The 22776-nt window shown below is 64.2% G+C and carries 20 protein-coding genes; 7 read left to right on the top strand and 13 right to left on the bottom strand.

Features of this window, described 5'->3' with window-relative positions; all coding sequences use genetic code 11:
* Positions 1-68: 68 nt before the first annotated feature.
* Entirely contained in the window at positions 69-680 is a 612-nt protein-coding gene (locus SB756_RS05205; RefSeq protein WP_410910322.1) for a LysE family translocator, read from the top strand.
* A 45-nt stretch (positions 681-725) separates the two neighbouring features.
* Here the strand turns inward: SB756_RS05205 and SB756_RS05200 are convergent, their stop codons facing one another.
* The 3 genes from SB756_RS05200 to SB756_RS05190 all read right to left on the bottom strand — a co-directional run bounded on the left by SB756_RS05200 (position 726) and on the right by SB756_RS05190 (position 3418).
* Positions 726-896: a hypothetical protein gene (locus SB756_RS05200; protein WP_341798658.1), complete on the bottom strand. Its 171-nt coding sequence runs from the start codon at positions 894-896 to the stop codon at positions 726-728.
* 311 nt (positions 897-1207) lie between these two features.
* The gene (locus SB756_RS05195) at positions 1208-2407 is read right to left on the bottom strand and encodes an MFS transporter (RefSeq protein WP_410910321.1); all 1200 of its coding nucleotides are present in this window, start codon (positions 2405-2407) and stop codon (positions 1208-1210) included.
* Between the two features lie 105 nt (positions 2408-2512).
* The gene (locus tag SB756_RS05190; protein WP_410910320.1) at positions 2513-3418 is read right to left on the bottom strand and encodes a LysR family transcriptional regulator; all 906 of its coding nucleotides are present in this window, start codon (positions 3416-3418) and stop codon (positions 2513-2515) included.
* A 116-nt stretch (positions 3419-3534) separates the two neighbouring features.
* On the opposite strand from SB756_RS05190, the gene SB756_RS05185 reads away from it, so the two are divergent.
* From SB756_RS05185 to SB756_RS05175, 3 genes are all read left to right on the top strand, one after another.
* Positions 3535-3885 carry a cupin gene (locus SB756_RS05185; RefSeq protein WP_410910319.1) on the top strand — a complete coding sequence of 117 codons (351 nt, stop codon included), beginning with the start codon at positions 3535-3537 and terminating at the stop codon, positions 3883-3885.
* A gap of 220 nt (positions 3886-4105) precedes the next feature.
* Complete coding sequence (locus SB756_RS05180; RefSeq protein WP_341798655.1) at positions 4106-6523, top strand: glucose/quinate/shikimate family membrane-bound PQQ-dependent dehydrogenase; 2418 nt, start codon at positions 4106-4108, stop codon at positions 6521-6523.
* A gap of 109 nt (positions 6524-6632) precedes the next feature.
* A complete protein-coding gene (locus SB756_RS05175) occupies positions 6633-7901 on the top strand; it encodes a carbohydrate porin (RefSeq protein WP_016499341.1) in 1269 nt (422 codons plus the stop codon).
* Positions 7902-7967: 66 nt separating this feature from the next.
* Here SB756_RS05175 and argE read toward each other — a convergent pair whose 3' ends face one another.
* Both argE and SB756_RS05165 read right to left on the bottom strand, forming a co-directional pair.
* Positions 7968-9134, bottom strand: a complete 1167-nt coding sequence (gene argE / locus SB756_RS05170) for an acetylornithine deacetylase (protein WP_410910318.1) — start codon at positions 9132-9134, stop codon at positions 7968-7970.
* The gene (locus tag SB756_RS05165; protein ID WP_341798653.1) at positions 9127-9804 is read right to left on the bottom strand and encodes a DUF1028 domain-containing protein; all 678 of its coding nucleotides are present in this window, start codon (positions 9802-9804) and stop codon (positions 9127-9129) included. Before SB756_RS05165 ends, argE begins: the two co-directional genes overlap by 8 nt.
* Positions 9805-10336: 532 nt before the next feature.
* Here SB756_RS05165 and SB756_RS05160 point away from each other — a divergent pair.
* Both SB756_RS05160 and SB756_RS05155 read left to right on the top strand, forming a co-directional pair.
* A complete protein-coding gene (locus SB756_RS05160; protein ID WP_410910317.1) occupies positions 10337-11656 on the top strand; it encodes a flavin-containing monooxygenase in 1320 nt (439 codons plus the stop codon).
* A complete protein-coding gene (locus SB756_RS05155) occupies positions 11656-12072 on the top strand; it encodes a RidA family protein (protein WP_341798651.1) in 417 nt (138 codons plus the stop codon). The genes SB756_RS05160 and SB756_RS05155 overlap by 1 nt, the downstream gene beginning before the upstream one ends.
* On the opposite strand, the gene SB756_RS05150 is transcribed toward SB756_RS05155, so the two are convergent.
* Genes SB756_RS05150 through SB756_RS05135 form a run of 4 tightly spaced genes read right to left on the bottom strand, consistent with a single transcriptional unit; the run spans position 12063 to position 15844 of the window.
* A complete protein-coding gene (locus tag SB756_RS05150) occupies positions 12063-12893 on the bottom strand; it encodes a sugar phosphate isomerase/epimerase family protein (protein WP_410910316.1) in 831 nt (276 codons plus the stop codon). The genes SB756_RS05155 and SB756_RS05150 overlap by 10 nt on opposite strands.
* Positions 12890-13630 carry an SDR family NAD(P)-dependent oxidoreductase gene (locus tag SB756_RS05145; protein WP_341798649.1) on the bottom strand — a complete coding sequence of 247 codons (741 nt, stop codon included), beginning with the start codon at positions 13628-13630 and terminating at the stop codon, positions 12890-12892. The genes SB756_RS05150 and SB756_RS05145 overlap by 4 nt, the downstream gene beginning before the upstream one ends.
* A complete protein-coding gene (locus SB756_RS05140; protein WP_049275925.1) occupies positions 13627-14976 on the bottom strand; it encodes an MFS transporter in 1350 nt (449 codons plus the stop codon). Before SB756_RS05140 ends, SB756_RS05145 begins: the two co-directional genes overlap by 4 nt.
* A gap of 40 nt (positions 14977-15016) precedes the next feature.
* On the bottom strand, positions 15017-15844 hold the full coding sequence (locus SB756_RS05135) for an amidohydrolase family protein (RefSeq protein WP_410910315.1): 828 nt from the start codon (positions 15842-15844) through the stop codon (positions 15017-15019).
* A 146-nt stretch (positions 15845-15990) separates the two neighbouring features.
* On the opposite strand from SB756_RS05135, the gene SB756_RS05130 reads away from it, so the two are divergent.
* Entirely contained in the window at positions 15991-16920 is a 930-nt protein-coding gene (locus SB756_RS05130; RefSeq protein WP_341798647.1) for a LysR family transcriptional regulator, read from the top strand.
* A 42-nt stretch (positions 16921-16962) separates the two neighbouring features.
* Here the strand turns inward: SB756_RS05130 and SB756_RS05125 are convergent, their stop codons facing one another.
* The 4 genes from SB756_RS05125 to pgm all read right to left on the bottom strand — a co-directional run bounded on the left by SB756_RS05125 (position 16963) and on the right by pgm (position 22619).
* A complete protein-coding gene (locus tag SB756_RS05125; RefSeq protein ID WP_410910314.1) occupies positions 16963-19368 on the bottom strand; it encodes a TonB-dependent siderophore receptor in 2406 nt (801 codons plus the stop codon).
* 66 nt (positions 19369-19434) lie between these two features.
* Positions 19435-20394, bottom strand: coding sequence for a FecR domain-containing protein (locus tag SB756_RS05120; RefSeq protein WP_410910313.1), 960 nt, complete (start codon positions 20392-20394; stop codon positions 19435-19437).
* Entirely contained in the window at positions 20391-20903 is a 513-nt protein-coding gene (locus tag SB756_RS05115; protein ID WP_341798644.1) for a sigma-70 family RNA polymerase sigma factor, read from the bottom strand. Before SB756_RS05115 ends, SB756_RS05120 begins: the two co-directional genes overlap by 4 nt.
* 78 nt (positions 20904-20981) lie before the next feature.
* Complete coding sequence (gene pgm, locus SB756_RS05110) at positions 20982-22619, bottom strand: phosphoglucomutase (alpha-D-glucose-1,6-bisphosphate-dependent) (RefSeq protein WP_341798643.1); 1638 nt, start codon at positions 22617-22619, stop codon at positions 20982-20984.
* Between the last annotated feature and the right edge of the window lie 157 nt (positions 22620-22776).

Below are 22776 nucleotides of genomic sequence, written 5' to 3'. Positions count from 1 at the left end.
ATCATACCCTTGCTGACTGGGCACTGCGCCCTAGACTGGCACCCTTCAAATCAACAAGGCGTTGCACCATGGCACTCGACACCTGGCTCATCTACCTGCTCGCCAGCATCGGCCTGTCGCTGACACCAGGCCCCAACAGCCTGCTGGCCCTGACCCATGGCGCCCTGTATGGCGCCCGCCGTACGTTGTTCACCATTGTTGGCGGCGTGTTTGGTTTCAGCGCGCTTATCGCCCTGGCCATGTTTGGCCTCAGCGCGTTGCTGCAAACCTCGGCTTCGGTATTGAGCGTGCTCAAGTGGGTGGGCGGCGCTTACCTGGTCTGGCTGGGTATCCAGCTGTGGCGCAGCCCGGGCCTGCATCTGGAATTGACCGAGCGCAGTGCACGGCTCGGCAATGCGGGTTTGTTCCGCCAAGGCTTGTTGTCGGCCATCGCCAACCCCAAAGTGCTGCTGTTCTATGGTGCCTTCCTGCCGCAATTCATCGACCCGCAACGCGGGCTGATGCTGCAGTTCGTGGTGATGGCGGCGACCTTTGCCAGTGTGGAGTTTCTGGTCGAGTATGTGCTGGCCCGCCTGGCGTTTCGCATCCGGCCGTGGCTGGCCAAGGGTGGCAAAGGTTTCAATCGCTGCTGCGGCAGCCTGTTTGCCTTGATTGGCGTGGCGCTGCCGCTTGGCCGATAGCACCTGGACAGATATGCACGGTCTTTGTAGATACTCTGTTGGCGGTCAAGCTTTTCTAAGGTACTCAGAGCTGAAAAGCTTGGCCGTATCAAATGGTTCACCGGTGCGGATATCACCCATGGCAATTTTGCCGGCAATGGCCCAATCGCTCAGGCGTGCCATGCCCTTGTAGGAGCAGCCTTGTGCTGCGAAGAGGCCGGCAAGGCAAAAGATCATCTTCGCCAGCTATGGCCTCTTCGCAGCACAAGGCTGCTCCTACACGTACTTTGCATGGCTTGAAACCAGTGCCTCCTTGGCGCGGTTCAGCGACTAGATCAGGTGATCGAGGATGGTCTGCTCACCGGTGCGGATATCACCCATGGCAATTTTGCGGCAATGGCTCAATCGCTCAGGCTTGCCATTTCCTTGTAGGTCAGGGGCAAACCCTGCCTTCAGGAGCGATCGGCCTCCCCGGAAGTGCTTCTATAGCCTGACGAGAATAACCTCTCTCATCAGGCTAGGCACAACATACAAGGAGCGCATACCGGTCAGGATCGGGAAGCTTTGGCCATAAAAGCGATCAATGCCAGGCCAGGCAGCCCTGCCCCCACCAGCGCCACACCTTGCCAGCCGAACTGGCTGAACAGCGTACTGGCCACTGCCGACCCCAGTGCCCCACCCAGGAAGATGCTGGTCATGTACACCGCGTTCAGCCGCCCGCGGCTGGCCGGGTCCAGTGCATACACTTCGCGCTGGCCAATGACCATGTTCATCTGCACTGCAAAGTCCAGCAGCACGCCGGTCAGGCCCAGGCCGATCACGCTGTAGCCCGGCGCCGTCAAGCCCAGCAACAAGGCCGCCGGGGCCAGCAGTAGCGCCAGCAGCGAGCCGGCCCGTGCGTGCCCGGCATCTGCCAGGCGGCCAGCCAAGGGCGCGGCAACGGCGCCCACCGCGCCCACCAGGGCGAACACGGCAATCTGGCTTTGCGACAGGCCGTGCTCACCCGCCAGCGCCATGGGCACCGCCGTCCAGTAAAGGCTGAACGCTGCGAACATCAGTGCCTGGTACAACGAGCGCTGGCGCAGCAGCGGATAGCGGCGCAACAGTGTGAGCAACGACAGCATCAACCCGGCATAGCTGGCCTTGTGTTCAGGCCGCCGCTGCGGCAGGGTCAGCGTCAGTAGCAGGATGATCGCCAGCATCACCCCGGCAGCGCCAATGAACACCGCGCGCCAGCCGAAGTGGTCGGCCACCAGGCTGGACAACGGCCGCGCCAGCAGGATCCCCAGCAGCAACCCGCCCATGATGTTACCCACCACCCGGCCACGCTGCTGCTCCGGCGCCAGGTGCGCCGCGAGCGGAATGAGCATCTGCACCGCCACCGAACTGAACCCGATCAATAGCGCATAGCCCAGGAACAACTGGCCCTGACCGCTGCTGCTGGTCCCTGCCAGCAGCAGGCTGACACACGCCAGCACTGCGGTGGCGACCATCAAGCGGCGGTTCTCCAGCAGGTCAGCCAGCGGCACCAGCAACAGCAGGCCCAGGGCATAACCCAGCTGGGTGAGTGAAACGATCAGGCTGGCATGCTCGGTGGACAACCCAAGGTCCGGGGCGATCAAACCGACGATGGGCTGGGCGTAGTAGATGTTGGCCACGATCGCGCCGCAGCAGAACGCCAGCAGCACGACCAGTGCCCGGCTCAGGCCGGTTGCTGCAGGTTGCGCGGCGGCAAGGGAGGGATTCATGCGAGGTTCCTCGACAAGGGATGGAATATGCCGGCTACCTTAACCAGGCGCGTCAATGCCGGGAATCCAACCCTGGCGCAACGCGCCTTTGCGCACAGCGCAACGCTAGCCGTGCCGGCCTAACAAACCTTCGCAAAAATCGATAAACGCATTCACCCGCCGCGAACCACGGTGGTTGGGCAGGTACAGGGCGTTGATGCTGTCATTGGCCGTGCCAGGGCTGGCCCGCCAACCTGGGAACACCCGCAGCAGGCGCCCGGCCAGCACATCCTCGCGCACCAGCCAGTCGGCGAGCAGCGCGATGCCACTGCCCGCCAGTGCGGCTTCGCGCAACATGTCGGCATTGGCACTGCGCAGCGGCCCGCTTACGTTCAACTCCAGGCTTTCCTGGCCAAGCTCCAGGCGCCAGGGGCGCGCTTTCTGCCCGTAGCGAAAACGCAGGCAGGCGTGCTCCAGCAACTGCCGGGGGTGCTGCAGCGTATCTCGCCCGGCCAGGTAAGCCGGGCTGGCCACCAGCCAACGTTCGAAGCGGCCGAGCTGGCGACACACCAATTCGTCATTGGCCGACGGGTCGCCCAGGCGAATCGACAGGTCATAGCGCCCGTCCAGCAGGTCATCCAGGCGGTCGCTGAGGTCGATGTCCAGCTCCAGCGCCGGGTGCCGTGCCAGAAACGGCCCCAGATGCGGGGCGATGACCCGCCTGCCGAACTCCACCGGCAGGCACAGGCGCAACACGCCGACAGGCTCCTCGCCACGGTCGGCAACACTGGCATCGGCCTCATCCAGCGCCTCGAAAATGCCCCGCGCACGCTCATAGTAACGGGCGCCGGCTTCGGTCAGGCTGACCTGACGAGTCGAGCGGTTGAGCAACGTGGTGCCCAGCGCCGTTTCCAGCGCATCAACCAGGCGCGTTACCGACGAAGTCGCCAGCCCAAGCCTGCGCGCAGCGGCAGAAAAGCCTTGGGCATCGACAGTGGCCACGAACATCTTCATCGCCTGGAGTTTGTCCATTTGCTGCCCGTCATCCAAATCTCGGAAAGGTCTTACAAACAGCCGGGCGGGTCAAGAAGCGCGCTGCAGGGTATTTGCGTCCATAGTGGCAACACACCTTCAAAGCGAGGCTTTCCATGACATCGAATAACCTGCTGACTGCCCTGCCTCCCTGCGACCCCACCAGTGCCGAACGTGTCGACGAGCTGCTCAGCCGCCCTGGCGTGCGTGTGGAACGTATTGTCTCCAGCGGCCAGGCCAGCCCGCCCGGTTTCTGGTACGACCAGGCCGAAGGCGAGTGGATCGTGCTGCTCAGCGGTGCTGCTGGCCTGCGTTTCGAGCACGAGCACCACACCCGCTTGCTGGCGCCGGGCGATTGCCTGGACATCCCGCCCCACTCCCGCCACCGCGTGGAGTGGACCGCCCCCGGCACAGCCACCATCTGGCTGGCAGTGTTCTACACCAGCTCCACCCCGTGGCCAGCGTGATACCTGGCCACTTTTGTACTCGACCAAAGTATGAATGCATATTACATAACGCGCATGAACACCCCGTTTAATGCATTTTTCAGCGCCTGATCTACACTTTTAGCCACACCATCGCACGATCAGCCCTGCGACAATCAGCCTCATAAAATTATGTACCAACTTGTTAATTAGCAAGCTAAGGGCTTAGACTGCGCGCATTCCACCTGCTGAGATCCCTGGCATGAACGAAACACCGCGCGCTTCTGGCGCCACAAACATCATCCTGATCGGCCTGGGCGTGATCATCGCCCTGCTCGGCCTCCTCCTGGCTGCTGGCGGCATCAAGCTGGCCGGCCTGGGCGGTTCCTTGTACTTCCTGATCGGCGGCCTGGCCATGGCCATCGCCGGTGTCCTCATCGCCCGCCGCAAGAAGGCCGGTGCCTGGCTGTACGCAGCGTTCCTGGTCGGTACCGCGATCTGGGCGCTGATCGACACCGGCCTGGTGTTCTGGCCACTGTTCTCGCGCCTGTTCATGTTTGCTGCGATCGGCATGGTCGTGGCGCTGGTCTACCCGCTGCTGGCCCGTGCCAACGGTGCCAGTGCCGGCCGTGGTGCCTACGGTGTTGCCGGGGTGATGGCCGTTGCACTGGTGATCGCCGCCGGCAACATGTTCGTCGCCCACCCAAGCGTCGCCCCTACCGGCAAAGGCCCGGGCATGACCCCGGTCGAGGCTGGCAAAGAGCAGAAGGACTGGGCCCACTACGGCAACACCGAAGGTGGCAGCCGCTTCGCCGCGCTGGACCAGATCAACCGCGACAACGTCAACAAGCTGAAAGTAGCCTGGACCTATCACACCGGTGACGTGGCCATCAGCGACGGCAATGGTGCCGAGGACCAGCTGACCCCGTTGCAGATCGGCAACAAGGTGTTCATCTGCACCCCGCACAACAACCTGATCGCCCTCGATGCCGATACCGGCAAAGAGCTGTGGAAAAACGAAATCAACGCCCAGTCCAAGGTCTGGCAGCGTTGCCGTGGCATGGCCTATTTCGACGCCACTGCAGCCATCGCCCAGCCGACCCAGCCGAACAGCTCGCCGGTCGCCGGCGGTAGCGTGCCGGCCGGTGCCAACTGCCAGCGTCGTCTGCTGACCAACACCATCGATGGCCGCCTGATTGCCGTCGACGCCGACAATGGCGAGTTCTGCCAGGGCTTCGGCAACAACGGCCAGGTCAACCTGATGACCGGCCTGGGCAATGTGCCGGACTCCTATTACCAGCTCTCCTCCGCACCGCTGATGGCCGGTACCACCGTGGTGGTCGGCGGCCGTGTTGCCGACAACGTCCAGACCGACATGCCAGGCGGCGTGATCCGTGGTTTCGACGTGATCACCGGTGAAATGCGCTGGGCCTTCGACCCGGGCAACCCGGAAGACCGCCAGGCACCGCAGGGCGACAGCACCTACGTGCGCAGCACCCCGAACAGCTGGGCACCGATGTCCTACGACCCGGCAATGAACACCGTGTTCCTGCCGATGGGTTCGTCGTCCACCGACATCTACGGTGTAGAGCGCAGCAAGCTGGACCACACCTACGGCGCTTCGGTGCTGGCCCTGGACGCCACCACCGGCAACCAGAAGTGGGTGTTCCAGACCGTGCACAACGACCTGTGGGACTTCGACCTGCCGATGCAGCCGAGCCTGATCGACTTTACCAAGGACGACGGCCAGTCGGTTCCTGCGGTGGTGATCGGCACCAAGGCCGGGCAGATTTACGTGCTCGACCGCGCCACCGGCAAGCCGCTGACCCAGGTCGACGAAGTACCGGTCAAGCCAAGCAACATCCCGAACGAGCCGTACTCTCCAACCCAGCCGAAATCGGTGGGCATGCCGCAAATCGGCGCGCAAACCCTGACCGAGTCGGACATGTGGGGCGCCACCCCGTATGACCAGCTGCTGTGCCGCATCGACTTCAAGAAAATGCGCTACGACGGCCTGTACACCGCGCCGGGCACCGACCTGTCGCTGAGCTTCCCGGGTTCGCTGGGCGGCATGAACTGGGGCAGCATTTCCACCGACCCGGTTCATGGCTTCATCTTCGTCAACGACATGCGCCTGGGCCTGTGGATCCAGATGATTCCGTCGCAGAACAAAGGTGGTGCATCTTCCGGTGGCGAAGCGCTGAACACCGGCATGGGCGCAGTACCGCTCAAGGGCACCCCGTATGCGGTGAACAAGAACCGCTTCCTGTCGGTAGCCGGCATCCCGTGCCAGGCACCACCGTTCGGCACCCTCACCGCCATCGACATGAAGACCCGCCAGGTGGCCTGGCAAGTACCGGTGGGCACCGTTGAAGACACCGGGCCGCTCGGTATCCGCATGCACCTGCCGATCAAGATCGGCCTGCCAACCCTGGGCGGCACCCTGTCGACCCAAGGCGGCCTGGTGTTCATCGCCGGCACCCAGGACTTCTACCTGCGCGCCTACGACAGCAGCAACGGTAACGAAATCTGGAAGGCTCGCCTGCCAGTGGGCAGCCAGGGCGGCCCGATGACCTATGTTTCGCCGAAGACCGGCAAGCAGTACGTGGTCATCACTGCTGGCGGCGCCCGCCAGTCGACTGACCGCGGCGACTACGTGATTTCTTACGCCTTGCCGTAAGAGCGCGTCGCCCCCCTCGCGGGTGAACCCGCTCCCACAAGGTCAGCACTGGCCATGCGGGCGCGGGTTCATCCGTGAATGGCCCTGAATAACAACCCGAGACACAGCAATGCCATCCGCAATTCGCATTACCCCTACCCTGCTGCTGGCCTTGGCCAGCACCACCGCCCTGGCCGACGGCGACCTGATGACCCGCAGTACCCTGACCGGCGACTGGGGCGGCCTGCGCCACCAGCTTGAAGACGACGGCGTGAAGTTCACCGGCGACTACAGCGGCGAAACCGCCTACAACGCCCACGGCGGCCTGCACCGCTCGGCGCGCTATTCGCAGAACCTGAAGCTGGGCGTGCAGTTCGACCTGTCGAAACTGTATGGCCTGGACAACGGCGGCAAGGTCCAGCTGACCATCAACGACCGCCGTGGTAACAGTGCCTCGGAAGACCTGGTGGGCAACCGCCTGCCGATCCAGGAAAACTTCGGTGGCCTGTACACCCGCCTGACCGAGCTGAGCTACGAGCGCACCCTGTTCACCCCGGCGCTCAACGTCAAGCTGGGCTACATGGCCATGGGTAACGACCTGGGCGGCCTGGACAGCGGCATCCTGTGCAACTTCATGAACGCCGGCTTCTGCGGCCACCCGCTGAACATGTCCGGTGGCAGCGGCTGGACCAACTACCCCAACGCTCACCTGGGCGTGCGGGTGAAGTACGACCTGTCGCCCGCCTGGCAATTGCGCGTGGCGGCGTTCAACGTCGACCCCGAAAGCAATGGCAACTCCAGCCGCGCCTGGCACCTGGGCCCCAAGCACACCACCGGCACCGTGGTACCAGTGGAGCTGGTGTACAAGCTGCAGGGTGAACTGCCCGGCGAGTACAAGCTGGGCTATTACTACGACAGCTCCGACGTGAAACGCATCGGCAGCGATGACGAAGTATCCGGCCGTGGCGGCCACTACCTGCTTATCGACCAGGCCGTATGGAACGACCAAAGCTCGCCAGGCCGCAGCCTGCATGCCTTCGGCCAGTACTCGGCATCCAGCAAGGCCGCCTCGCCGTTCACCAAGTGGTATGGCGCCGGCGTGGTGCTGTACAAGCCGTTCGAAGGCCGCCCGAAAGATACGGTGGCGCTGGGTTACGGCCGTGCCGTGCCCAACCCGCGTAGCCGTGATGTGCTGGAAGACGCTGCCTTCAACGCTGGCCAGCAGTTCCCCGACATCGACAGCGCCGAGCAGTTGATCGAACTGAGCTATGGCTACCAGGCGACGCCATGGTTGAACCTGCGCCCGGATGTGCAGTACATCATCGAGCCGGGGGCGTTCTCGGGGAAGAAGATCGACAACGCGTTGGTGGTTGGCCTGCAGGTCAAGGCCAGCTTCTAACCTGAAGCAGACACCGATCCCTGCAGGAGCGACACAAGGTCGCTCCTGCATACGTTCTTTACCCTGTCAGACGTGAGCCTGCCGCAGGTAATCCACCAACCTCAGCAGCATGGCATCACACCCCCGTAACTGCTCGACACTGACGAATTCATCCGGCTTGTGCCCCTGGTCCATGCTGCCAGGCCCGCATACCACGGTCGGGATCCCGGCCTGGTCGAACAACCCGCCTTCGGTGCCAAACGCCACCGTACCGAATTCATCCGTGCCACTGAGCAGCGCCACCAGCCGCGCCGCCTCGCTGTCTGCCGATGTCGCAAGCCCAGGGTACGCACTCAACGGTTGCAGGCGAATGTCACTGGCGGCATCGACCTTGCGCATGCGGGGCAGCAGCTCGGCCTCTGCATAGGTCTGCAACTGGTCGGCCACTGCCTGCGCTTCGAACCCTGGCAGCGCGCGCACTTCGAAATCGAACTCACACTCTGCCGGCACGATATTCAGCGCCCTACCCCCTTTGATCACCCCGGTCTGCACCGTGGAGAACGGTGGGTCGAAGCGCGCGTCGTGATGCGCCGGCAATGCCAGCGCGTCACCGATGTCACCCAACTTGCCGATCAGCTTCGCCGCATACTCGATGGCATTCACCCCGTACGGCGCATACGCCGAATGGCAGGCCGCACCCTGCACCTGGCAGCGCATCGCCAGTTTGCCCTTGTGCCCCAGCACCGGCTTGAGCCCGGTAGGTTCGCCAATCAGGCACAGGCGTGGCTTGTGCGGGCGCTGTTCGAGCGCGGCCAGCATCGAGCGGACACCCAGGCAACCCACTTCCTCGTCATAGGAGAATGCCAGGTGCACCGGCGTGTGCAACGGCTGGGCAAGGAACGCGGGCACGGCTGCCAGCACCGAGGCGATGAAGCCTTTCATGTCAGCCGTGCCGCGGCCATACAGGCGCCCGTTACGTTCGCTCAGGGCAAACGGCTCGACGGTCCAGGCCTGGCCGTCCACCGGCACCACATCGGTGTGCCCCGACAGCACCACGCCGCCAACGCCCTGGGGGCCGATGGTGGCGAACAGGTTGGCTTTGGTGCGCTCCGGGTTGTGGAACAGTTCGCTTTCCACCCCCTGCTCGGCCAGGTAATCACGGATAAAGCTGATCAGCTCAAGGTTGGAGTCCCGGCTGACCGTGGCAAAGCCGACCAGCCGGGCCAGCAGCGCGCGGCTGGCAAAATCACTCATCGCCCGGCACCCCGTAGCTGGGCGCGGCCGTCGGGTTCAGCGCGCGGGTAACGTAATCCTGCATCTGCGGGCGGTACGCCTGCCACAGGCCATCAAGCACACCGATCGGGTCGGTATCGGCCCAGTCTACGCGCAGGTCCACCAATGGCCAGGTTAGCTCGCCAGCGATCTTCAACGCTGCCGAGTGCACCGGCCCGGCCTCGCCACCTGCGGCCATCGCCGCATGCATGGCAGCCAGCAAGCGGTCGGCCAGGTGCCCACTGGCCTCTTCAAAGGCCAGGACCATCGCTTCGATCACCCGGGTCGAGGACAACAGGTTACCCGCCGCCGCGCATTGCTCGCCGGCCACGGCATTGTGCGTGCCCAATGCCTCGCGACCGGTGAACAGTGCCACCTGGCCTTGGCTGTCGATCACTGTGACCTGGCGGTACTCGCTCCAGCCATTGGCGCTCAGTACGCGGTCCAGCGCAGCCGCAGGCGGCAACTGGCCCTGCTCCAGGGCATCGAGAATCTGCGGGCCCAGTGCCGGCAAGGTGATGTTCTGGGTGGAAACAGCGCCAACACCCGCACGTACCCAAGGGCAACGGGCGCCCACGGCGATGCTCGACGAACTGATGGCGATGCCGACCTGGCCGGTTTCCTGGCAGCGGCCAATGATGGAGAAGGTCATGGTAATGCTCCTGTTGTCCTGTGCGATGCAGAGCATTCTGGGCGCAACCTTCTAGCCCACGAAACCAACATTTTCCGAGGGGTTAGGCAGGAAAAAAATATGTTCCGGCAGAGATCGAGCGCCGCCCGCGCGGCGCTTCGCAGCACAAGGCTGCTCCTACATTTGTTTCGGGCCAATTAATCCTGAGGTCGAGGCGCGCGGCCCTTTGGTGTTCACCTCAATGTCGTGTCGAGTAAACAAGGCGGTCGCGCGCGTTGGTGCAGGCATCATTGGCCTGAAACAAATGTAGGAGCAGCCTTGTGCTGCGAAGCGCCGCGCGGGCGGCGCTCGATCTCTGCACCACCACATTAACCAAGACATGCACTGGGCCAACACACACTACACACCACAAAATCCAAGGCCTTCGCCGTTTTATCGGCAAGCACCAGCTAAATACTATTTTCGCCATTCGTGCAGCATCCCTAGTCTGGCTCCAGGCAACGGCGGTCCTCCAAACCGACCTTACAAAAACCGCCTGAACAAGGGCTCGGACATGACACTGAACAACCTCGAAATCGACACGCTCGTCGTCGGCGCCGGCCAGGCCGGCGTGGCCATGAGCGAACACCTGAACAAGCTTGGCGTGCCGCACCTGGTGCTGGAGCGCAACCGCATCGCCGAGGCCTGGCGCACCGGCCGCTGGGACTCGCTGGTGGCCAACGGCCCGGTCTGGCACGACCGCTTCCCAGGCCTGGAATTCAACCTCGACGCCGACGCCTTCGCGGGCAAGGACCAAGTGGCCGACTACTTCGAGCAGTACGTACGCAAGTACAACCTGCCAGTACGCACCGGCATCGAAGTGAAGCGCGTGGTGCGCAACAGCGACCGCCCTGGCTTCACCATCGAAACCAATGAAGGGGTGATCCGCGCCAACCGTGTGGTCGCTGCCACCGGCCCGTTCCAGAAGCCGGTGATCCCGGCCATCGCACCGAAAGACAGCAACCTGCACCAGATCCACTCCGCCGCCTACTTCAACCCCGGGCAGTTGCCTGAGGGCGCAGTGCTGGTGGTGGGCGCAGGCTCCTCCGGCGTGCAGATTGCCGAAGAACTGATGCGCGCAGGCCGCCAGGTGTACCTGTCGGTCGGTGCCCACGACCGCCCGCCACGGGCCTACCGCAACCGCGATTTCTGCTGGTGGCTGGGTGTGCTGGGTGAGTGGGATGCAGAAATCGCCAAGCCCGGTCGCGAGCACGTCACCATCGCCGTCAGCGGCGCCCGTGGCGGCCACACCGTGGACTTCCGTGCCCTCGCCCATCAAGGCATGACCCTGGTCGGCCTTACCCAGTCGTTCGAGAACGGCGTGGCGCGTTTCCAGGACAACCTGGTGGAGAACATCAACCGCGGCGATGAAAACTACCTGGCCCTGCTGGATGCCGCCGACGCCTACATCGAAAGCAACGGCCTGGACTTGCCGGAAGAACCCGAGGCCCGCACACGCCTGCCAGACCCGGCCTGCATGAGCAACCCGCTGCGCGAGCTGGACCTGGCCAAGACCGGCGTCACCAGCATCATCTGGGCCACCGGTTACGGCGTGGACTTCAGCTGGCTGCAGGTGGACACCTTCGACGCCAACGGCAAGCCCCAGCACCAGCGCGGCGTAGCCCGCGAGCCTGGCGTGTACTTCCTGGGCCTGCCGTGGTTGTCGCGCCGTGGTTCGTCGTTCATCTGGGGGGTGTGGCACGACGCCAAGCACGTCGCCGGCCACATCGCCACGCAACGCACCTACCTGGCCTACCGCGACCGCGAACAGCGCGAGGCGGATGAACAGCAAACCAACACGATCAGCAACGTCAGCACCCTCGGAGCCCACTGATGCCTACCCATACTCGCATCCGCATGTTCAACACCAAGGAAACCTACCCCAACCAGACCCTGGACAACGACCTGTGCCAGGCCGTGCGGGCCGGTAATACCATCTATGTGCGCGGCCAGGTCGGCACCGACTTCGAAGGCAAGCTGGTGGGCCTGGGTAACCCCCAGGCGCAGACCGAACAGGCGATGAAGAACGTCAAGCAACTGCTTGAAGAAGCGGGCTCCGACCTGTCGCACATCGTCAAGACCACCACCTATATCACCGACCCACGCTTCCGCGAGCCGGTGTACAAGGAAGTGGGCAAGTGGCTGAAGGGCGTGTTCCCGATCTCCACCGGGCTGGTGGTCGCCGGATTGGCTCAGGCCGAGTGGCTGATGGAGATCGACGTGATCGCCGTGGTCCCGGATCAGGCGTGACCGGCAACCTGCACAGCGGGTGACACAGGTCGCCTGCCGTGTAGCCAGGCGTGGGTTACCTGTGCCGCCGCTTGCAGCCGCTGCTCGGCGGGCAAGCCGGCGCACGGCACCTCCACACTGATGTCCACGTCCTCCGGCAACGCCGCCAGCAACGCTGCCAGCGGCAGCTGCCCTTCGCCCGGCAGCAAGCGGCCCTCGCGCGCTTCCGGGATAATCAGCGCTTCTGCAGGCGCCAGCATCGGTGCATCACACAGTTGTACCGCACGCAGCAAATGCGGGTCGACTGCGCCGATGTCGGCCACCTGGCCACCGGAGCGGAACAGGTGCAAGGCATCGACCAGCACGCCACTGTTGGCCTGCCCCGCCCCCGTCACCACCGCGCAAGCCTGTTGCAAAGTGCCCACCGGCCGCCAGCGCATGAACTCCAGGTCCACACGCAGGCCATGGCCACGCGCCATTTCACACAGCGCTGCAAAATTGTCGGTCAGCCGCGCAACATCCTCATCGTCGCCGGACACTGTCAGGCTCAACGCGCCCAGCTCTGCACCTGCAGCCAACAGCGCCTGGTAATCAGCCACCCGGGTTTGCGCCGTCAGCGAGACGAACTCGATGTCCGTCACCCGCACGCCTTCCCCATCCAGCACCGCCCGCAGCTCTCGCATTGCCTGGCTACCGGCCGCAACCGGGTAGGCCAGTGCACCCGCCATCACCGGGTGCAGGCGCAGCCCCACCGCACTGAACCCGGCGCGGCGGGCCTCGCGTACCAGCCTCGCCGGCGCCAGTTGCAGCGCCGTCAGGTGCGCCACGCCCAGGCCAGTCAATAGGTCGCCCTCCCACCACTGAGGTCGAAGACAAAGCCGGTGGTAAAGCTGCACTCGGGCCCGGCAATCCAGCTGACCATATTGGCGATCTCCTCGGCCTTGAGGAAGCGCCCCATGGGGATCTTGGCCTTGCTCGCGGCAATGTGTTCCGCTGTCATCTCGGCCATCAGCGGCGTCTCGACCATGGCCGGTGCCACGCAGTTGAGCAGCACACCGTCCTGCGCCAGCTCCTTGGCCGCCGCCTTGGTGAAGGCGATGACCCCGGCCTTGGCGGCCGAATACGCCGAGATGTACTGCACGCCATCCTTGCCGGCCATGGAGGCGATATTGACGATGCGCCCGTAGCCACGTTCACGCATGTGCGGGATGGCGGTGCGGCAGCAATAGAACACACCGTTCAGGTCGATGGCGATGACTTTGTCCCAGGCCTCTGGCGGGTAATCCCACGACGCCACCACCGGGCCGTTGATGCCGGCATTGTTGACCAGTATCTGTATTTGGCCCAAGCGCGCCAGCGTCTCGGCAAAAGCCGCCTCGACCGAGGCCAGCGACGACACATCGACCGCCTGGCGCAGCACCGGTTCAAAGCCGTTTTCCACGCTGTCCCAGCCGTCGACAGCGAGGTCCCAGATCACCACTTGGGCGCCGGCCGTATGCAGGCGCTGGGCGATTGCCAGGCCGATGCCACGCATGCCACCGGTCACGATTGCGGTCTGGCCTTGCAGGTACTGGCTCATTGTTTAGCTCCATTTTCGACAGAAGGAATTTCCGGCAAGCGGCGCAGGTCGCTGACCATGAACAGGTAGCACAGCGCCCCCAGCACGGTGATCGACGACACGAACGCCAGGGCCCAGACGAACGAGCCAGTCATCGAAACGATGATACCGATGGTAAGGGGGGTAACGATGCCCGCCGCGTTGGCAAACAGGTTGAACAGGCCACCACTGAGGCCCAGCAAACCTTTGGGGGCGATATCGGACACGATCATCCAGGCCAGCGCCGACATGCCCTGGGCGAAATAGGCGATGCACAGGATGGTGATGACCAGCGCGTCGGACTCGACGTAGTTGGCCAGCACGATCACCGAAGCAGTAAGCAGCCCGGCAATTACCGGCAGCTTGCGCGCCACGTTCAGCGAATAGCCACGGCGCAGCAAGGCGTCAGACAGCCAGCCGCCGACCAGTGTGCCCAGCGAAGCGGCAATGAACGGCAGCACCGCCACCCAGCCGACCTTGAGCCAGGGCATATGCCGCTCGGTCACCAGGTAGGTGGGGAACCATGTGAGGAAGAACACGTTGGTAGAGTTGCAGGCGAACTGCCCCAGGCAGATGCCCAGCATGTTGCGGTGCTTGAGCAGCGCCGGGATCTGCGACCAACGGAACTGGGTGGCTTTCTGCCCGCCATCGACCACCCCGCCACCGGCGGCGATGTAGTCGAGTTCGGCCTGGTTGGCGGTGGTCGACTCGTGCGGCTCGTGATACTTGCGCCACCACACCAGGCCATAGAGGATGCCCATCAGGCCCACGGCCAGCAGCAGAAAGCGCCAGCCATAGGCATGCAGCACCCAGAACAACAGCGGCGTCAGGAACGCCAGCCCGGTGTATTCGGCAAAGGTGTAGATACCGGTCGCCCTGGCCCGCTCACTCTGCGGGAACCAGGTAGCCACTACCCGGCTGTTGGTAGGGAAACACGGTGCTTCGGTCATGCCCACCAGAAAGCGCATGCCCAGCAACGACAGAAAGCCCTGCGCCAGCCCTTGCAGGCCGGTGAACAGCGACCACAACGTCAGTGCCAGCCAGTAGGTGAGCTTGGTGCCCAACCGGTCGATGAGGATGCCACCGGGGATCTGCGCGGCAGCGTAGGTCCACGAGAAGGCAGAAAAAATCACCCCCATCATCGCCGCGTTCAGGCCCAGGTCGGCACTGATGCTGGGCGCGGCAATGCCCATCACGCTGCGGTCGAGGTAGTTGATCATGGTGCCGCCCGATATCAGCGCCAGGATCATGAAGCGGGTGCGGGTGCGTTGCTGCGCGCGTGCCGGGGTGTCAAACACCCCGAGGCTGGCGTTCTGTTCAGTGTTCATGACGGTTGCTCTCTTGTTATTGGAATGGCAAAACGGGGTTCTAGGCGAACCCGAACAGACGTCGTGGGGTGTCCCACATCACTGCCTGGCGCTGCCGGGCATCCGGCATCAGACGCTCGGCCAGTTTCAGCAACGGGCCGTAGTCCACCCGCGAGCGCTGGCGAATGAACGGCCAATCCGAGCCCCACACGCAGGCATCCGCGCCGAAGGCTTCGAGCAAGGCGTGCACGTAGGCACGGCTTTGCTCCAGCAACGCATCGGCCGCCGCGAACTTCTGCATGCCAGACAGCTTGACGCTGGCGCGGCCACTGTCAGCCAGTTGCAGTAGCGCCTGGAAGCCCGGCTGCTGCACGCCAGCCGCCACGTCCGGCCGGCCGCAATGGTCGATCAGCAAGCGTGCACGCGAGCCCTGAAGCAGGCTACGCAGTTCAAGCAGTTGGTCTTCGCACACCTGCACCTGGGCGAACAGGTCGAGCTCGACAAGCTTGCCCAACAGGCCGTCAACGTCCTTGAGGCTGGCTACCCCGTACAGCGCGGGATTGAAGGCGACACCGACCACCCCTTGCGCCTGCAGCGCAGCCAGCGCATCGAGCTGGATATCCACCTCGACCACCGCCACGCCCTTGAACCGCCCTTGCCCGGTGGCCAAGGCATGCAGCAGGCAGCGGTTGTCGGTGTGGTAGCCGCTGTTGGGGCCCACCAGCAAGGCATGTTGCACGCCATAGGTGTCCATCACGCGGGTGAACTGTTCCTGGGTGGCGACTTCCTGGCCGGAGGGGGCATAGGGTGCGTCGGGGTGGTAAGGGAAACGGGCGGGGTCAAACAAATGGTTATGGCAATCGATCTTCGGTTCGTCAAAGATGTTCACGCAGCACTCCCGGCAGCGCCACTGCGCTTGCCTTCAGATCTTGTTATTGTGCGCCGCAAGGGCAATTTGGCTGGGTTAACGATACTGCGTGGCCAGGTTTGGCGCTCATACCCAGATGGCAAAGACCATAACCGAAGGTAATAGATATGCTGCTTGGCAACGAAGGCGCAGACGCAAGCCCCATGGTGTTCAAGCTGCGGCACATGGAAGTGTTCCGTGCGGTGATGCTGACCGGCTCGATCAGCGCGGCGGCCAAGCTGCTGTACGTGTCGCAGCCGGCCGTCAGCAAGCTGATCCAGTACATCGAGGGGCGTTTGAGCTACCGCCTGTTCGAGCGCATCAACAACCGCCTGGTGCCCACGGCCGAGGCGCAGGTGCTGTTCCGCGAAGTCGAGCGGGTGTACCAGGCAGCGCTGGAGGTCAACGAATGCGCCCTGTCACTGGGCGCGGGCGGCCACCGCAAGCTGCGCATCTCGTGCAGCGCCTCGCTGTCGACGGTGGTGATCCCGATTGCCCTGGCCCAGCTCAAGCGTGAGGCGCCTTCGCTGAACATCGAGTGGCAAACCTCGCTGATGGGCGAGATGCCCAACCAGATCCTGTCGAAGAAGGTCGACCTGTCGATTGCCGCCCTGCCCGTGGTACACGATCACCTGCATTCGCAGGCCTTCATGCGCGGGCGCATGGTGGTGGTGATGCCACCCGAGCACGCGTTGGCCGGGCATACCTCGCTGACCTTGCAACAACTGGAAGGCCATCCGCTGCTGCTGTTCAGGCCCGACATGCCGTTTGGCAAGCTGCTTGCCGAGCACATCGAGCGCCACGGCGCGCAATTGCCGTCACTGTTGTCGTTCACCAATGCCAACGAGGCTGTGGCGCTGGTCAAGCAAGGCATGGGCATCAGCGTGATCGACGAATTCGTGGCGCAGGACAGCGGCCTGGCGGTGGTGCCGCTGACGGACGAAATTCACTTCGACATCAGCTTTGTCTATTCGCGCTTCGAGCCGCCATCGCATGCGGCGATGCACCTGATGCGTGTGTTGCAGGGCCAGGCGCAAAAGCTTGGGCGGGCGATGTAGGCTTGCCGGCGATGGGCCGCAAAGCGGCCCCGGCTGCTTGAGCTAGAAACCTACGGTTGCCGATAGGAGGTAGGTACGCGGCGTGGAAAGGGTCAGCCCCGGCTCACTGTCATCCGAGGCACCGGCCGAGCTCCAGTAGCGATCATCCAGCACGTTCTCGACACTGGCCCGCAAGGTAACCTCGGTAGCGTCCACGTTGAAGGCATAGCGCGCCCCCAGGTCGTAACGCTCCCAGCCATCGATCTGCTTGCTGTTGTTCTGGTCCAGGTATTGCGAGCTGGAGTGAATGCCCCGCGCCGTCAGTGTCAGGCCACTCACCCCCGGCACGTCCCATTCGGCGCCGAGGTTGACGTTGTACTCGGGCGTGGCCGGCGCGCGGTTGCCATCAACGGCGCCACCCACGGTATCGGTCAGCTCGCTGTCGATATACATCACCCCACCCAGCACCCGCACCCCTTGTACGGGCTCACCGAACACGCTCAGCTCGATACCACGGTTGTCGCGTTTGCCATTGGGGCCGAACACCCGCGAAGTGGCGTTGGTCTCGTAGGCCGGCTGGCGGATGCGGAAGGCACTGGCGGTAAAGGCGACCTGGCCCAGGTCGTACTTGGCCCCCACCTCGACTTGGCGGCTGGTGAACGGCGGGAAGATCTGGTCTTCGTTGACCGAGGTCGACGGTGCGATCTTGCCCTGGCTCAGGCCTTCCATGTAGTTGGCGTACAACGACAGCTGGTCGGTAAACTTGAACAACACGCCGCCAGAGGGCGAGACTTTTTCTTCGTCGTAGGCGGTGTCGCCTTTGACGCCGTCGCTCCAGTCATCCACTTGCACCCGCTGCCAGCGTGCCCCCAGGGTCAGCAACAGACGGTCATCGAAAAACCCGAGGGTGTCGGCCAAAGCCACGCCAGAGAAGCGGTTTTCCGTGTAGACCTCTGGGTCAATGCGGGTGGGCGAACCAGGCGTCGGTGTCGCTACCGGGTTGTAGAGGTTACTGGACGCCGAAGCATAGCGCGCGCCGCCGTTGGTGAAGTCCATGTAGAAGTAGGTAGCGGCCAGGTTCAGCTCGTGGCTGACTGGCCCGGTGTGGAACCAGTTGCGCACACCCGCCATGGCGGTGCGCACCGTTTCATCGCGGGTAAAGTCGCGCGGCTGCACGGTGAAATCACCGGCATCGTTGGTGATGGACACGTTGTGCCGCAGGAAATCATGGTTGCTTTTGCGCGCGCCGACCGCGCCATAGGCCTGCAGCGACTCGCTGACGTCGTACTCGGCATGCAGTGCGCCAAAGGTATCGTTGGTGCGCGCCTTGCTCCAGGCCTGGGCATAGTTGTGGCGTACATCGTTGGCGTCCGGCACTTTGGCGTTGGCCCCAACCAGCACACGCTCTTGCGGCGCATCGGTGTCACGCTCGGTATGGCCGAGGTCTGCCGACAACCGCAGGCGCTCGCCACGAAAATCCAGGCCCAGCACCGCCATTTCGCGCTCGACGCGCTGGTGGTCCCATTCGGTATCGCCCGCCTGCTTCACACCGTTGAAGCGCACGCCGAACTGCTGGCCTTCGCCAAAGCGCCGGCCTACGTCCACCGCGCCGCCTGCCTGGCCAGCCGACGCGTAGCTGCCGGTGAACTCGGTGAGCGGCTTGTCGCCAGCCCGCTTGGGCTGCACGTTGATACCGCCGCCCACGCTGCCTCGCGGCGAAATGCCGTTGATCAACTGGCTGGGGCCCTTGATGATGTCGACCCGGTCGGCCATTTCCATGTCGATCGAGTAGGTCGGCAGGATGCCGTAAAGGCCGTTGTACGCCACGTCACTGTTGAACAGGCTGAAGCCGCGAATGGTGAACTGCTCGAAACGCCCACCCGCCGGGTTGGTGGCGCGCACCGAGGGGTCGGTGGCGATAAGCTCGCCCAAGGTTCGCGCTTGCTGGTTCTTCACCAACTCGCTGGTGTAGCTGGTGATGCTGAACGGGGTTTCCATGAAGTCGCGAGAGCCAAGCAGCCCTTGGGCGCCCTGGCGCGCCACCTGGCCACCGGCATAAGGCTGAGCTTCGCCGCCCGCCGCCAGGCCGCCGACAATGCTGGTCGGGGCGATTTCCAGCGCCCCATCCGCCTGGGGCTGCGGCGCCAGGGTGAACGCACCATGGCCCACCGGCAGCAACTGCAGGCCGCTGCCACGTAGCAGCTGCAGGAAGCCTTCTTCGACACTGTAGCTACCAGACAGGCCGCTACTCTGCCGGCCCCGGACCAGTGCCGGGTCCAGCGAAAGGCTGACGCCGGCCTGGTCGGCAAACCGGGTGAGTGCGGCGCCCAGGCTGGCGGCCGGCACCTGATAGGCACGCCGCGCCGCCTCATCGGCCCAGGCGGGTGCAGACAACAACAGGCTCATGGCGAACAACGGCCGCACTGCGCGCACCAGTGGGCGCAAGCGGCAAGACATTACTGCAGGCATTGAACAAGGCTCCCCTTTAGTTTCTTCTACCGGTAATGACCGGCGAGTGGAAAAAAGGGGACAGCCTCATGCATGATTTTCTCGCGCAGCCAGGCTCACCCAGTAACGCGTGCGTGCCTGCACCTGCAACGGCAGGCTGGCGGCAAGCAAGGCCAGCACCCGATCAGTATCGTCAAGGCGGAAAGTGCCGGTGACCCTGAGCTGTTCCAGTTCCGGGGACCAGCGCAGCACGCCGGGACGGTACCGTCGCAGTTCATGCAACAGCTCGCCCAAGGGGCGGTCATCCAGGCGCAGCACGCCTTCGCGCCAGCCAAGCAGCCATTCGTCCAGTGCCCTAACCGGGCCGACGCCAGCCACCTGCAAACTGGCCTGCTGCCCGGCCTGCAGCACCCGGGCCGCGCCACGCAGTGGCTGCAGGCTGGCCAGCCCCTTGACCACTGAAACCCGGCAGGCCTCATCGACCAGGCGCAAGCACACTTCACCTGCATTGAAGTCGCCAGCGCTGAGTGCAACCTGCCCGTAAGGCACCTGCACCGCCAGGCGCAGGCTATCGGGTACCCTGAGCGCCACTTCGCCGCGCAACAGTGTCAGCCGGCGCGCACGCAAGTCGATATCCACCGCACTGTCAGTGTTCAGCTGTACAAAGGTGCCATCGCTCAGCAGCACCTGCCGGCGCTCCCCTACCCCTGTGCGCATATCGGCCGTCCAGGCCTCCAGCGGCAGCTCCCGGCTTGCCAGCCAGGCGGCCGGTAGCAGCGCCGCTACACCCAGGGCTTGCTTGAGCAGCGCGCGGCGGCCGGCGTCCGGGCGGTCGAGGGTGGCCATGGCCAACGCCCCGGGCAACCCGGAAAATCGCTCGCGCAGCAATGATGCCTTCTGCCAGGCGTCTTCATGCAGGCTGCTGCTCGCCCGCCACTGCGCCAGGCGCAACAAGTCGGTCTCACTGGCATCGCCAGAATCCAGCAACGCCAGCCAGCGGGCGGCAGCACGCACCGCTTCGCGGATTTCGGGGGAGTGTGTGGTCATTGCAACTCGGCCAGCAGGCAATGTTCGTAAGCCTGCGCCATGTAGCGTTTGACGGAACGCTCGCAAACGCCCAGCCGCTTGCCGATCTCGGCGTAGCCCAGGCCTTCAAGCTGGCTCCAGAGAAAGGCCTTGCGCACCGGTGCCTTGAGGCCATCGAGCAGCTCGTCCAGGGCTTGCAGGGTTTCCAGTAAAAGCCAGCGCTGCTCTGGCGAGGGTACGTGCTGCTCGGGCAGATGCGCCAAGGCATCAAGGTAGGCCTGTTCCAGGCTGCGCCGCTGGTGGAAGTTGCTCAGCAACCGCTTGCCCACCGTCAGCAGGTAGGCGCGTGGCTCACGAATGTCTGCCAATGGCTGGGCACTGGCCAGCACCCGCAGAAAAGTTTCCTGGCTAAGGTCAGCAGCATCCCAGGCATTGCCCAGGCGCCGGCGTAACCAGGTTTCAAGCCAGCTGCGATGCTCCCGGTACAGGGCAGGCAGGCTAGGCTCCGGTGGCGGCGCGACGTCGATCATGGGGATGGCCCTGCGGCGGCGTAAATAGGATTAATTCTAATTTACGTTACGCCGCAGCACCAAGCGGTTTGTTACCGGTCAGGCAATCGCCGCATCCACCAGCACCTGCGCTTCCTGTACCAGGCGCTGCAAGTGCGCCTCGTCTATGAAGCTTTCGGCGTAGATCTTGTAGATGTCCTCGGTGCCCGACGGCCGCGCGGCGAACCAGCCGTTGGCAGTCATCACCTTCAGCCCGCCAATCGCCTGGCCATTGCCTGGTGCGTGGCTGAGGATCTGCACGATTGGCTCACCGGCCAGTTCGGTCGATTTCACCTGTTCCGGCGCCAGCTTGCTCAGCAACGCCTTCTGCCGTGCATCGGCCTTGGCCTCGACGCGGGTGGCGAACGGCTTGCCCAGCGCCTCGGTCAGGTCAGCGTAGGCCTGGCTCGGGTTGCGCCCGGTGCGGGCGGTCATCTCGGCGGCCAGCAAGGCCGGGATCAGCCCGTCCTTGTCGGTCGCCCAGACCGAACCATCACGGCGCAGGAACGACGCGCCGGCACTCTCTTCGCCGCCAAAGCCGAGCGAGCCGTCGAACAACCCCTGGGCAAAGTACTTGAAACCCACCGGGACTTCGTACAGCTCACGGCCCAGGCGCTGGGTGACGCGGTCGATCAGGCCGCTGGACACCACGGTCTTGCCCACCGCGGCGTCGGTGCGCCATTGCGGGCGGTGACGGAACAGGTAGTCGATGGCGACGGCCAGGTAGTTGTTCGGCTGCAGCAGGCCGTCAGAGGTGACGATGCCGTGGCGGTCGTGGTCCGGGTCGCAGGCAAAGGCCACGTCGAAGCGCTCGCGCAGGCCGATCAGGCCTTGCATGGCGTATGGCGAGGAAGGGTCCATGCGGATCTGGCCGTCCCAGTCGACAGTCATGAAGCGGAAGGTCGGGTCCACCTCGGTGTTCACCACTTCCAGGTCCAGCTTGTAGTGCTCGGCAATGGCCGACCAGTAGCGCACCCCTGCCCCGCCCAACGGGTCGACGCCCAGGCGCAGTTTGGCGCTGCGGATGATGTCGAAGTCGATGACGTTTTCCAGGTCCGCCACATAGCTGCTCACGTAGTCGTGGCGCTGGGTGGTCGGCGCCTGCAGCGCCTGGGCATGGTCCATGCGCTTGACGCCCGCCAGGTTCGCTGCCAGCAACTCGTTGGCCTTGGCCTCGACCCACTTGGTCACGTCGCTGTCGGCAGGGCCGCCATTGGGCGGGTTGTACTTGAAGCCACCGCTTTGCGGCGGGTTGTGCGACGGGGTGATGACGATGCCGTCGGCCAGGCCCTGCTGGCGGCCACGGTTATGGCAGAGGATGGCGTGGGACACGGCCGGCGTGGGCGTGTATTCGTCGTCCTTGGACAGCATTACCTGCACGCCATTGGCCGCCAGCACTTCCAGGGCGCTGGCAGTGGCCGGTGCCGACAGCGCGTGGGTGTCGGCGCCGATGAACAGCGGGCCATCGATGCCCTTTTCCTGGCGGTACAGGCAGATGGCCTGGGTAATGGCCAGCACGTGGTATTCGTTGAAACTCAATTCAAGCGAAGTGCCCCGGTGCCCCGAGGTGCCGAAGGCCACCCGCTGGGCCGCCACGGCAGCGTCGGGGCGGCCGGTGTAGTAGGCGGTGAGCAGTCGGGGAATATCGACCAGCACGCTGGCCGGAGCCGGCTTGCCTGCCAAAGGACTGAGCGTCATGCAAAAACCTCGAGTTCAACGGATGTTGGTGTTTGAGCATGCAGTGTACTGAGAGTTGCAATGCCGTGCGATGGGCGACATCAAAGAAAACCGCAGGCAACGCTCCCACAAAGACCGTGTAAACCAGTACTCCGGCTGCAACCGTCTAGAGTAGTAG

The sequence above is a fragment of the Pseudomonas sp. SIMBA_068 genome, assembly GCF_046534705.1.
GTDB lineage: Bacteria > Pseudomonadota > Gammaproteobacteria > Pseudomonadales > Pseudomonadaceae > Aquipseudomonas > Aquipseudomonas putida.
Note: the sequence above shows the minus strand (reverse complement) of the source record. Positions and strands in the feature narration are given on the sequence as shown.